Below are 12723 nucleotides of genomic sequence, written 5' to 3'. Positions count from 1 at the left end.
CCCAAAAAGTGCATTAAAAGAAACTATTAAAAAGTTTTATAAGGGGGAAAGGAAGATAAATGAAAAATAGAGGATTAAGAAAATTAATAGGTTTACTAATGTTAGCTTTACTAATCTTTCCATCATATACTATGACAGCCTTTGCAAAGGATACTGATAATAGAGGGAAAGTTGCCGCTCCAACTCCCTCTTTACCACCAGGAGAATACTATAAACCACAAACGATTAAATTAGGTTCTGTTACACTAGGTGCTAGTATATACTATACGCTTGATGGAAGCATTCCAACAAAACAAAGCCTCTTATATACTGAACCAATTAATATAAGCCAAAATACGGTCATAAAGGCAATTGCTATAAGGGGGAACGTTAATAGCAGCGCATTAGAGGTTACCAATGGGAAGACAAATAGTGAGGTGGTTGCTTTGACTTATACGTTTGTAACAAGAGAGTCTATTGCTGATAAATTTTTAAAATTAACTTATAACTCAATGCCATATCGTCTTTATGTACCTGAGAATTACGACCCAAATAAATCTTATCCACTAGTGCTATTTTTACATGGCGGAGGGGAACGTGGAACGGACAATGTAAAGCAGATTACTGCTAATGATGGTGCAGTTATTTGGGCATCACCTGAAAATCAAGCTAAACATCAGGCTTTTGTATTAGCTCCGCAAGCCCGAAACGTACCTGATGGTGGATTTGGAATAACTCGGGATTCCGATAATAATATCAATTTAAGTCGAGTTTTTGAGTTTTCTACAGACCTTGGGACTGCCTATGAAATCCTGCAGTATGTTAGAAATAATTATAATATTGACAGTAACCGCTTATACTCAACCGGATTATCCCAAGGGGGCTTTGGGACTTATAATTTAAATATGAAGTATCCGGATTTATTTGCCGCAATGGTTCCAATCGCAGGTGGTGGTGATCCTCAAAAGGCTGATTTACTTGCAGGTAAGCCAATATGGGAATTTCATGCTGTTGATGATGCAGTCATTCCAGTATCCTACTCCCAAAATATTATTGAGGCCATTCGAAATGTAGGAGGAACTCCAATTTACACTGAATATCCAGCAGAATTACAATATAACCATGGTTCGTGGGTACCTGCTTACGAAAATAAAGAAATGATAGAGTGGGTATTTAAGCAAGTAAAACCGGCTACTGTAAGATAGGAGGAGCGCATGTCACTTTCAGCCGTTTATATCTTCAAATGCTGCCAAACTTTGAGGACTATCAGCAGCCAAGATTACGGTCTATTATTTTAGGTCATATAAGTCTGCGAAAAATAATACATTCGGGAGTCTTGAGTGAATGCTCAAGGCTTTTTGCTTTATTAGCAGGTTTTAAGTAGACAGCGCTCTTAAGTACCGAGCAAAAAAAGGGCTGAGGATAGTCAATAGACGTTAATCACGGCCGAACAAGAAGAAAGTCCCTCAAGGGTAGGCTTTAGAAGGGATTTACCGACAATTAATTTATAATTTTTTCATTATTTCAAAAATAAATCATGTATAATATGAATTAGTAGTTTGTAAGGGATTACATCAGGAGGGCTACCTATGTGGACGATTAAGCCTATTTTTAACTCGTTACTATTTAAACTCTTTTTAAGTGTCTTATTTATTATTGGTCCGCTAGTCGTTGTTCATATTGTAAATAACTATTACGCGGTAGAAGTGATCAGGAGCCAGGTAGCCCAGTCAAACAAAAATATGCTAAATATTTATATGGACCAAATCGACAAAGGGTTGGAAGGTGTCGGAAAATATATCTTTCAAATGACGCAAAACAATACAGATTTATATTTTCTTCAATATGACTCAACCTTAGATCCCAATGATTACGAAGAGGCCAAAATACGATTATTTAATACGATTACCAACCAGTCCTATTTATACACCTCAACCGATTCCATTTTTATCTATTCGAAGGCTAATAATGATTTATTATTTACACAGAATTCTTCAGATGATTATTTTGCTCGTTATGAAGCAAGAGATCAAATTTATCAGTTACTCGAGAAACATCCGGAGGATCTTAGAGAAGGGAGATGGAATATCTGGAAGGGGGGAGGGAATTATTACTTGATTCAATATTATAACGTTAATGGAGTATATGTTGGCGCCTGGGTCAATATGGACAAACTTATTATACCGTTTAAATATATTGATTTTGGAGATACCGGAAGAGCAGTGCTGGCCACTTCCAACTTAGAACCTATTACTAATAAGACCTTTATTAAGAAGGAAAAAATAGATTTAACGATTAAGCAGAAAAAGTATGTCATAACTGGAGAAAATAACCGGTTTGTCTTAATGAAAAAAAGATCATCACAAGCTAATTTCTATCTTGCAGCACTGATTCCCGAGAAACAAATCCTAGAGAAACTTCCATTTTTACAAAGAATTTCGTCATTAATTACTTTATTAGCTGTACTGTTCTTACTATTTTTTATTTTTATTATGAGAAAAGTCTTTCTACAACCTATCAATCGAATTGTTTCAGCTATGAAGAAGCTGCGAAAAGGAGATTTGGATATTCGTCTTCCCGCCAATCGGAATTCGACTGAGTTTCGGATGATGAATGGAACCTTCAACCACATGGTTTCTGAAATTAAGGATTTAAAAATTAATGTATATGAGGAAAAGTTGAATTTACAAAAAGCAGAATTAAAGCATTTGCAGCTGCAGATCAACCCACACTTTTTTCTTAATTCATTAAATATTATTTATAACCTGGCAACAGTTAAGGATTTTGCAGTCATTCAAGAGATGGCTAAATGTCTGGCCAATTACTTTAGGTTTATGTGTCGCAGTAATTCCTATTTTGTTAGCTTAGAAGATGAACTAAAGCATACAGAAAATTATTTAAAAATTCAACAACTGAGATTTCCTGAATCCTTTAAATATTACATAGAATCACCACCAGAATTTTTAAAATGCAAGATTCCTCCACTTGTGATACAAACCATTGTCGAAAATTCAATTAAACATGCCTTTAACCTTGATGATCCTCTTGATATTTTAATATTAGTTATGAGAGATAATGACCCTGAGTATTTGAACATTAAAATTCAGGATACAGGAGAGGGCTTCCCTGATGATGTTTTATGCAGTTTGAAAGAAGGCAAATCATTAACAAATGAGGAAGGGGAGCGAATGGGTATTTGGAATATTAAACAAAGATTAAGTTTGTTATATCAAGAAAGGGCTACAATATTATTTTTCAATGAACTAGACAGGGGAGCAACAGTCCAGATACGAATTCCTGACGAATTAATCTAAGATAAAAAGGTGGCATGGTTATGAGTCAATTTCATGTACTTATCGTTGATGATGAAATTCATTCGATTCGGGGTGTACAAGCGGGAGTAAATTGGGAAAAGCATGGAATCACATCAGTTTATACCGCTAATAACTTAAGACAAGCCCAAGAAGTATTTTTAAATCACAAGGTTGATTTGTTATTATGTGATATTGAAATGCCTAAAGGCTCTGGCCTGGACTTGTTAAAGTGGGTGCGTGAACACTACTCTGAAACGGAAGCCATTTTTTTAACCTGCCATTCAGACTTTTTCTATGCGAAACAAGCCTTGCAATTGAAAAGTTTTAATTATTTACTTAAACCAGTTGATTACCAAGAACTTGAAGAAGTCATCCAAGATGCATTGGAGAAAATCAAAAAAGATCGAGAAGCAAGAATGGTAGAGGAATCATATCTTCGATTAAAAAAATCTCACCATTCCGTTATGGAAGAGCGGTTCTGGTTAGATTTAATTAATCAAGTTTTTCCAGCAACCAAAGAAACAATTGAGAAACAAATGAAGAATTACCATTTATCTTATTCAGATATCAATACTTTTCTGCCAATTTTATTTCATGTTCAAGAATGGAAAGAAGATCTGTCGATCCATGAAGAAAAGGTCAGTCAATATGCTTTGAAGAAAGCTCTTGCTGAGATTGTCGATGAGTATCATATGGATGGGTATGTTCTTGATTTAGAAGGTGGATATGTCTTAATGATTATTGCTCTTGAAGACCCCATCAATTTGAAAGAGTTTAAAGAAAATTGTAATCAGTTCGTTTTGGAATTTGCTCAGTTCTTTTCATGTGATCTTTGCGGTTACATTGGTCATCAGGTTCCTATTGAAAAATTGGTAGGAATGGTCGAAACTTTGCATGACTTTGATCGAAATAATGTAACTATAAGTAATAAGACCATCGTATGTAACCATCAAAAAAAATCCTTAGGTCCTTTACCGTTGCTGTCTACAGCTGATTGGACAAGTTTAATGAAAAGTGGTCCAAAAGGAAAATTTCTAGAGGCTATAAATCTATATTTTACAAATTGGAAAAAGGCAGATGAAAATATAACCGCACAATCATTGCATTTGTTTTATCAAGATTTTTTGCAATTAATCTTTTATGTTCTTCAGGTAAAAGGAATTCAAGCCAATCAAGTTTATTCTCAAAACCTGCTGACTGAAAAGCCGCAAAGAGTGCTGAAATCTTTAAACTCGCTACATAATTGGGTTATTTATATAGCAGATGTAGCCATGGACCAGCTCCATTTGCCACAGGAAAAAGGATCAGTGGTGGATATAGTGAAAAAGTATATCTATGATCATCTCGGTGAACAACGTTTATCTCGTGAAGATATTGCCAATTTCGTTTATTTGAACCCTGACTATTTGACAAGAGTATTTAAAAAACAAACAGGATTATCTATATCTGACTACCTACAGCTGCAGCGGATTGAATACGCTAAAAAACTATTAATAGAAACAAATTTGCCTGTAAGTGAAGTAGCATTGTCTACGGGATATTCAAATTTTTCGTATTTTTCTACTATTTTCAAGAAATCCACAAAGTTAAATCCAATGGAGTATCGAAAAAAGTCATTATTTTCAGAAAAGTCGTTATAACAAAAATAAAAAGTCGGATTATTAGTAAGTATTTTTTATCCCATCCTCTATACTAAAATTAGTTCTATGGTAACGCTTTCAAAGAAAGGTTCATAGAATCAACTAGAAAATAAGGGGGAAAGAAAACAATGAATTGGTTTAAGGCATCTACAAGGTTTTTACTAATCGCAATATCAGCTATTTTAGTTTTAGCCGGCTGCAGTTCAAAGGAAAGCAGCACAAGTACTAATAATGGTACAAACTCAAAGGGTCAGCCTTATCAGATTAACATGGCGTATATTACCTTTACAAAGATAGATGATCTTCCATTAGTGCAGGATGAAATTAATAAAATAGTTAAAAAGAAAATCAATGCAACCGTTAAATTAGTACCTATTAATGGTGCAAACTATCAACAGCAATCGAATTTAATGCTGACAGGAAATGAGAAACTAGATTTGTTGGTTACCTCATCCTTCTTTGGCTACAGCACACAGGCTGCAAAAGGACAGCTTCTTGCATTAGATGATTTGGTCCAATCAAAGGGAAAAGGCATCCTAGATACCGTGCCTAAGCGTATTTTAGAAGGTAATAAAGTAAATGGTAAAATGTATGGTATTCCAAGTATCCGAGATTGGGGATCCTATTATGGATTTGTCATGAGGAAGGATATTGTCGATAAGTATAAAATCGATCTGTCACAAGTAAAAACATTTGCAGATTTGGAAAATGTTTTTAAAGTGGTCAAAGAAAAAGAACCTACTTTAACCCCAATTGTAAACACTGGAATAACAACCACGGCCACCGTGCTTGCGGGTGGAAAATTTGATACTTTAGGAGACAGCCTTGGAGTAGTTTCCTTTAAAGATAAGAAAGTCGTCAATATGTTTGAAGAGCCTGAATATGTGGATGCAGTTAATTTGGCTAGAAAGTGGTTCAAGGCTGGCTATATCTTGAAGGATGCAGCGACTTCACAAGACGCTGCAGCCAATATTGTGAAGGCAAATAAAGGGTTTGGATATTTCTCCCATATGAAACCTGGTTTTGATGTTCAAGAAAAAGGAATCACAGGATATGACATGGTATCTGTGAAATTATCCGGTGTGTATTCATACACGGATGCAGCAACAGGCTTTAACTTATCCATTGCCAGAAACAGCCAAAATCCAGAAAAAGCAATGGAATTTATTAACTTACTTTATACAGATAAGGATATTATGAATTTACTTGATAACGGTATCGAAGGAAAGCATTATCAAGTTAAATCTGACGGAACTATTAAATTACCGGATAATGTCAAGGAATCCAAATATGTATTTGGTCAATGGCAAATCGGGAATAACTTCTTAACTTATCCATGGGAAGGAAATCCAGCAAATTACTGGGAGGCCATGAAGAAACATAACGATTCTGCTATTTTCTCTCCTGCTTTTGGTTTTACATTTAACCCAGATCCAGTGAAAACAGAAATGGCCGCTTCAACAAACGTAATTAATCAGTATAAAGTAGGACTTGAATCCGGTACCTTAGACCCCGAAAAAAGCTTGCCAGAATTTAACAAAAAACTAAAAGCAGCAGGCCTGGATAAAATCATCGCCGAAAAGAAAAAACAATTCGAAGCGTGGAAAGAAAAGCAATAAAGATAAAGAAAGAGAGCTAGTAGATTAATCTAGTTCTCTTTTTTATATAGAAGCATGGGGACGGTTCTTATGCTTCCATTTACACCAGAACCAAGTATTGAAAATCTATTCTAAAAAGTCGGATAAACAAAAATAAGAAGTCGTATTTTGGATAGTTTCCATATAATTAGTTTTATAAAATAAAGCTATAAGCTGGAACGATAGTTTTGTAAGCGGGAACATTTTGATGGGGAAGAGGGGGAAAAAGGATGTCAGAAGTGACAATTAAGAAATTGGAAGCAGGGATTCAAGCGGTTCCTGCGAAAGAGGTAAAATTCAGACGGATGAGATTAAAAAGGGCTTTACCACTTTTTATTATGATGATGCCTGGATTGGTTTACTTATTGATTAATAATTATTTGCCAATGTTTGGTCTTATCATTGCTTTTAAAGATATTAACTATGCTAAAGGGATCTTAGCCAGTGATTGGATAGGCTTCAAAAACTTTGAGTACTTGTTTAGTACAAGAGATGCGTTTGTCATTACGCGGAATACCATTCTTTATAATGGCGGCTTTATTATTTTAAATACAGTAGTAGCGATCGCTGTAGCAATAATGCTGAATGAAATAAAAAATAAGCTGGCAAAAAGCTTTTACCAAAGTGTCATTCTTTTGCCATTCCTAATCTCAATGGTTATCGTCAGCTATTTGGGATTTGCCTTCCTTAGTGAAGATGTTGGTTATCTGAATAAAACCATCTTGCCAATGCTGGGGCTGGATGGCATCTCATGGTATAACGAGGCCCAATACTGGCCATACATTTTAACCTTCATCAATATGTGGAAAGGTGTTGGTTTCTTGTGTGTGATTTATTTAGCCGCTATTATCGGCATCGACCAAGAATACTATGAGGCAGCCACTTTAGATGGAGCGAATAAATGGCATCAAATCATTCATATAACGATTCCTACTATTATGCCAGTTATTATTATGATGACTTTATTGGGGATCGGCCGCATTTTCTACTCCGATTTCGGACTGTTCTATCAAGTACCAATGAATTCAGGTGCTATTTATGATACCACCAATGTCATTGATACGTATGTGTACCGTGGTTTAATGCAGTTGGGTGATATCGGGATGTCTGCCGCAGCAGGTTTGTATCAATCCATTGTCGGATTTGTACTTGTCTTATTATCAAACTTTCTTGTTCGTAGAAAAAGTAAAGACAACGCATTATTTTAAAATGGGAGGTGGAGTAGGATGTATAGATCTGATCGAATCACACAATGGGTATCACATATTGTTTTAATCGTTCTTGCCGCAGGCAGCATTATTCCTTTTATCATTCTTTTGTCTTCTTCGCTGAGTGATGAAGCATCCATATTGAAGGAAGGGTATTCCTTTATACCAAAGGAAATAAGCTTTGCGGCCTATGATTACCTGCTCTCTAATTCATCGAGTATTTTACGAGCGTACGGAATAACGGTATTCGTAACCATATTTGGAACTTTTGTAAGTTTGGTGATGACATCGTTTTTGGCTTATGGACTTTCACGACGCGATTTACCTTATAAGAATATTTTTGCTTTCATTGTTTTCTTTACTTTATTGTTTAACGGCGGACTTGTTCCGACGTATCTTGTCTATACGCAGGTGTTTGATATCAAAAATACAATCTGGGCATTAATCGTTCCGGGGCTCCTTATGAACGGATTTAACGTTTTATTAATGAGAACATTCTTTATGACTTCGATACCAGAGCCCGTAATCGAATCAGCACGGATGGATGGTGCAGGTGAATTTAGAACATTCTTCTCGATCATCCTGCCGCTTTCTCTGCCAATTTTGGCTACAATTGGTCTGCTTCAAACCATTATTTATTGGAATGATTGGTTCAATGGACTTATCTATATTACAGAGCCCTCACTATTTAGTATCCAAAACATCTTAAACAGGATGCTGTCTGACATTCAGTTTTTAGCAAGCAGCAATTTTGGTTCCAACACAAGTACGGCGGCGGCACAAGTTCCTACTACAGCTGTACGGATGGCAATTGCGGTTATCGGTATTCTGCCAATACTGATCGCATATCCTTTTTTCCAAAAGTACTTGGTAAAGGGAATTGCTTTAGGATCAGTCAAAGGATAATGTTATCAAATTAAAAAAATGGAGGGCTGGTTGAATGCCAAAGGCCCTCCGTTAATATTGTGGATTCGAGATTAAGATTCAAAAACAGGAGAAACAGCAAGGAGGAAATGTCAGATGATAGGTTTTATGCGGGGATTTTATAATATTTCGGAGTGGGTCCTAAGGTTAGCATATGTGAATGTTCTTTGGATTTCATTTACCTTGCTTGGTTTTATTGTTTTTGGTTTTTTTCCAGCCACATTAGCTATGTTCACGGTGGTACGTAAATGGGTATTGAAGGATACAGATATTTCCGTATTTAAAACGTTTTGGCTTACCTATAAAAAAGAATTTGTTAAAGGGAATTTATTAGGACTCATAATTAGCTTGTTTGGGTTTTTTATGTATTCAAACATAAGAATTGTCGAGGCAGCCACGGTACCAGCATTCAAATTACTTTATGTCCCCAATGTTATTATCATTATCTTATTTTTACTTACTCTATTATATATTTTTCCGGTGTTGGTTCATTTTGATGTTCGCCTGGTAGAGGGGATTAAAAATTCATTTGTTTTAATGACCATAAATCCACTCCCAACCTTCTGTATGGCTACTTTAACTGGCTTCCTCTGCTTTATATTTACGAAAATACCCGGCGTCATCCCGTTTTTTAGCGGTAGTCTTATAGCATTTTTACTTATGTGGCTAAGTAACTATGTTTTTGTAAAAATGAATAAAGCTGTCGACTTCTCAGTAAAAACGACCAGAACAGACTTTCATTAATTTCATCAGAGACCATAAAGGAGAGCTAAGGGTAGTTTTCTTTTAGATTAAATGTATCTCTTATATCTTTTCTTATTTGAGCCTAAAAATCCTTAGTGAAAGGGGATAACAATCAATATGAGTGATACACCAAAAATGAAAATGGGTAAGATCCTCGCGAATAAAAATGCCAAAACAGTTTTGCGAAAATATGTGCCGCAATTATTGGAACCTACAGAATTCCCGATTATGTTTGTTAAATTAAATACGCTGGAACAACTCATTTCCCGGCTGCCTGAGCACGTACGTACAAAGGATATGGTAGAAAAACTGTATTCAGAGTTAGCTGCAATCGAAGAGTTGGAGGAAGAAACGGGTTATATTGCACCGGTGTCTGATTATGAAAATGAATCAGTAATTTTAGGATCTGCACAAGTTTCTATACCTAAAGAAGCAGAGAAATGGTCGGTATTTGAGGTGGAACTTCATGGCCCTGATCATGGCAATCCTTTTACAGACGTCACGTTGGAAGCGGAATTTATCTTTAATGGAGAGAAGCGCCATACAACTCTAGGATTCTATGATGGTGAGGGTATCTATCGAATTAGATTTATGCCAGATAATGAGGGAAACTGGACATTTAAAACGACGAGCAATGCACGGTCACTAACAGATATTGAAGGTGAGTTTACATGTGTCAGTCCTTCTAAAGATAACCATGGTCCTGTCCGTGTCAAAAATACATATCATTTTTCGTATGAGGATGGCACCCCATATATTCCTGTAGGAACTACATGCTATGCATGGATTCACCAAGAGGAAAAATTAATCCAACAAACCTTGGAAACTTTACAAGCCTCGCCATTTAATAAGATGCGAATGTGTGTGTTTCCTAAATCCTATCAATTCAACTCTAATGAGCCATTGTACTATCCTTTTGAAGGATCTCTTGAGGAAGGATGGGACTTTACACGCTTTAATTCAAAGTTTTTTCAGCACTTAGAGCAAAGGATCGCAGATCTTGGCAATCTTGGAATTGAAGCCGATCTAATCCTGTACCACGCCTATGACAAGTGGGGGTTTGCAGAAATGAAAAAGGCGGAGGATGATCGCTATTTGAGATACCTCACCGCCCGGCTCTCAGCCTATCGCAATCTTTGGTGGTCATTAGCAAATGAATATGACTTAATGTGGGCTAAAGAAATAGAGGATTGGGAGCGCTTTGCTCAGCTTATAACGGAAAATGATCCTCACAATCACCTTATATCTATTCACAACTGCTGGGGATTCTATGATTATTCACGGCCTTGGATTACACACTGTAGTGTTCAACGTGTTGATGTCTATAAAACATCTGAGAATACAGATGAATGGAGGAAACAGTGGAATAAACCAATCGTGATCGACGAATGTGCTTATGAGGGTGATATTGACCAAGGATGGGGAAATATCACCGGAGAAGAAATGGTCCGCCGGTTTTGGGAAGGTGCAGTTAGGGGCGGTTATGTTGGACATGGTGAAACGTATCTCCATCCAGAAGATATTTTATGGTGGTCCAAAGGTGGACAGTTGTACGGAGATAGTCCAAAGAGAATTGGTTTCTTGAGGAGGATCATGGAAGAGGGGCCAGCAGAGGGATTGAATCCTTTAGAGACCGCTTGGGATGCACCATCCGCAGGAATTCCTGACAAATTTTATTTATATTATTATGGCTTTAATCGGCCTAGTTTCAGAGAGTACCGGATGACACCTGGAATTAGATATAAAGTGGAAGTAATCGATACGTGGGAAATGACAATCAATGAACTCGAAGGTGTTTATAAGGGAAAATTTAGAATAGAACTTCCTGGTAAACAGTATATGGCTGTTAGGATGAATAAAATTTAGTTCTATGAATAGGAGGAGAGTTAAAATGAATCGTTCTTACATGACTGTGACTGAGGTTACTGACTATGGCCCTTACATTACTAAAATCATTCTTCCACTTTCACAATCTATTAAATCAGACGCACTATCAGAAGATACTTTTAACGTATATGTCGAGAGACGAAGCAAAAAAACAGGCGAGGTCCTGCAACTCAGAAAAGATTGGAAGTCGGTAGAACTTTTTCCGTCAAAAGGCTATTGCCGTGTTACAAATGCTTATACTTCAGACTGTGAAGGGAACAAAACCGAAATTGGCAGTCACGCCACACTGGAACTTGAATGTGAGGCAATTGACCGTTTAAACTCGGAAACTGCATTTGAGCAGGAGCATAATGTTTACGTTTTCTGCGATTTTCGCATAACGCAGGTGAAAGAAATACAAACCGATAAAGATTCCATTTCAGGCCTTGTTTTTGATCATTTCAGCGGCGGCCGCATGGAGCAAATCAAGGGATGGGTTAATAGCGAATCATCAAATACTGAGATGCCGTTAAGTTTCGGCTATTATTCACCAAGTATTACCAGAGAAAAACATCCATTGATCATCTGGCTGCATGGTGCCGGTGAAGGCGGATATGACACGACGATCGCTTATACCGGAAATAATGTTGTAAATCTGTCTAGCGAAAAAGTACAGAGTATATTCGGCGGTGCTTATGTGCTCGCTCCACAAGTACCCACTATGTGGATGGATGATGGTTACGGATTGTATACAGAGAGCGGTCAATCTAAGTATGTTACTGCGTTAAAGGCACTCATTGATGAGTTTATTGAAAATCATTCGAATATAGATACTAATCGAATCTATATTGGTGGCTGTTCCAATGGCGGCTTCATGACGATGCGTATGATTATCGATTACCCAGGTTTCTTTGCAGCGGCATATCCAGTATGTGAAGCCCTCTATGACAAGGTGATAACGGATCAAAATATTGAAGATATCAAGAATACCCCGATCTGGTTCACGCATGCAAAAAATGATGAAATAGTAAAACCTGAAATCACAGTGATTCCCACCTATGAGCGTCTACTTAGAGCTGGTGCTCCTAATGTTCATTTTTCATATTTTGATAAGGTTGTAGACACCTCAGGCATATTCAAGGATTCTAATGGTAAACCCTTTGAATTCTTTGCTCATGGTACCTGGATCTACATGCTCAAAGACGAATGCGTACTGGACTACAATGGTTCGCCGGTAAATGTGAACGGAAAAGATGTAACTCTCCTCCAATGGCTGGCATTGCAGTCAAAACAAATAATAGTCCAGACAGGAAGCCCCAATATGTAAAGTTGCAGCTATAAGACAAATTTTCTATAAGATTTTTGAAAAAATCTAATTGTAATTGATAGATCCATATATGAAGTTTCTGGA

9 protein-coding genes are annotated in these 12723 nt (G+C 36.7%); all 9 read left to right on the top strand.

The features are described from left to right. Positions 1-59: 59 nt before the first annotated feature. The 9 genes from ACZ9EE_RS09120 to ACZ9EE_RS09080 all read left to right on the top strand — a co-directional run bounded on the left by ACZ9EE_RS09120 (position 60) and on the right by ACZ9EE_RS09080 (position 12639). The gene (locus tag ACZ9EE_RS09120; protein WP_476026383.1) at positions 60-1184 is read left to right on the top strand and encodes a chitobiase/beta-hexosaminidase C-terminal domain-containing protein; all 1125 of its coding nucleotides are present in this window, start codon (positions 60-62) and stop codon (positions 1182-1184) included. 384 nt (positions 1185-1568) lie between these two features. Next, entirely contained in the window at positions 1569-3293 is a 1725-nt protein-coding gene (locus ACZ9EE_RS09115; protein ID WP_476026381.1) for a sensor histidine kinase, read from the top strand. A 20-nt stretch (positions 3294-3313) separates the two neighbouring features. Then, positions 3314-4933, top strand: a complete 1620-nt coding sequence (locus tag ACZ9EE_RS09110) for a response regulator transcription factor (protein ID WP_476026379.1) — start codon at positions 3314-3316, stop codon at positions 4931-4933. A 128-nt stretch (positions 4934-5061) separates the two neighbouring features. Continuing rightward, positions 5062-6552, top strand: a complete 1491-nt coding sequence (locus ACZ9EE_RS09105; protein WP_476026377.1) for an ABC transporter substrate-binding protein — start codon at positions 5062-5064, stop codon at positions 6550-6552. 323 nt (positions 6553-6875) lie between these two features. Next, positions 6876-7778, top strand: coding sequence for an ABC transporter permease (locus ACZ9EE_RS09100; RefSeq protein ID WP_476032909.1), 903 nt, complete (start codon positions 6876-6878; stop codon positions 7776-7778). Positions 7779-7796: 18 nt separating this feature from the next. Continuing rightward, positions 7797-8684 (top strand): carbohydrate ABC transporter permease, encoded by an 888-nt coding sequence (locus ACZ9EE_RS09095; RefSeq protein ID WP_476026375.1) that lies wholly within the window; start codon positions 7797-7799, stop codon positions 8682-8684. Positions 8685-8798: 114 nt separating this feature from the next. Continuing rightward, positions 8799-9446 carry a YesL family protein gene (locus tag ACZ9EE_RS09090; RefSeq protein WP_476026373.1) on the top strand — a complete coding sequence of 216 codons (648 nt, stop codon included), beginning with the start codon at positions 8799-8801 and terminating at the stop codon, positions 9444-9446. 117 nt (positions 9447-9563) lie between these two features. Continuing rightward, on the top strand, positions 9564-11312 hold the full coding sequence (locus tag ACZ9EE_RS09085; RefSeq protein ID WP_476026371.1) for a DUF5605 domain-containing protein: 1749 nt from the start codon (positions 9564-9566) through the stop codon (positions 11310-11312). Positions 11313-11337: 25 nt separating this feature from the next. Next, positions 11338-12639 carry a prolyl oligopeptidase family serine peptidase gene (locus ACZ9EE_RS09080; RefSeq protein ID WP_476026369.1) on the top strand — a complete coding sequence of 434 codons (1302 nt, stop codon included), beginning with the start codon at positions 11338-11340 and terminating at the stop codon, positions 12637-12639. Positions 12640-12723 lie beyond the last annotated feature (84 nt).

The organism is Bacillus sp. URHA0034, from assembly GCF_056280405.1.
The sequence above is the reverse complement of the archived record's forward strand: the minus strand, read 5'-3'. Positions and strand labels throughout refer to the sequence as shown.

Bases quoted from the DNA above. Each gene is read 5' to 3' on its own strand.
- ACZ9EE_RS09115 (WP_476026381.1), top strand. From the start codon at position 1,569: ATGTGGACGATTAAGCCTATTTTTAACTCGTTACTATTTAAACTCTTT.
- ACZ9EE_RS09105 (WP_476026377.1), top strand. From the start codon at position 5,062: ATGAATTGGTTTAAGGCATCTACAAGGTTTTTACTAATCGCAATATCA.
- ACZ9EE_RS09120 (WP_476026383.1), top strand. From the start codon at position 60: ATGAAAAATAGAGGATTAAGAAAATTAATAGGTTTACTAATGTTAGCT.
- ACZ9EE_RS09095 (WP_476026375.1), top strand. From the start codon at position 7,797: ATGTATAGATCTGATCGAATCACACAATGGGTATCACATATTGTTTTA.
- ACZ9EE_RS09080 (WP_476026369.1), top strand. From the start codon at position 11,338: ATGAATCGTTCTTACATGACTGTGACTGAGGTTACTGACTATGGCCCT.
- ACZ9EE_RS09110 (WP_476026379.1), top strand. From the start codon at position 3,314: ATGAGTCAATTTCATGTACTTATCGTTGATGATGAAATTCATTCGATT.
- ACZ9EE_RS09100 (WP_476032909.1), top strand. From the start codon at position 6,876: ATGAGATTAAAAAGGGCTTTACCACTTTTTATTATGATGATGCCTGGA.
- ACZ9EE_RS09085 (WP_476026371.1), top strand. From the start codon at position 9,564: ATGAGTGATACACCAAAAATGAAAATGGGTAAGATCCTCGCGAATAAA.
- ACZ9EE_RS09090 (WP_476026373.1), top strand. From the start codon at position 8,799: ATGATAGGTTTTATGCGGGGATTTTATAATATTTCGGAGTGGGTCCTA.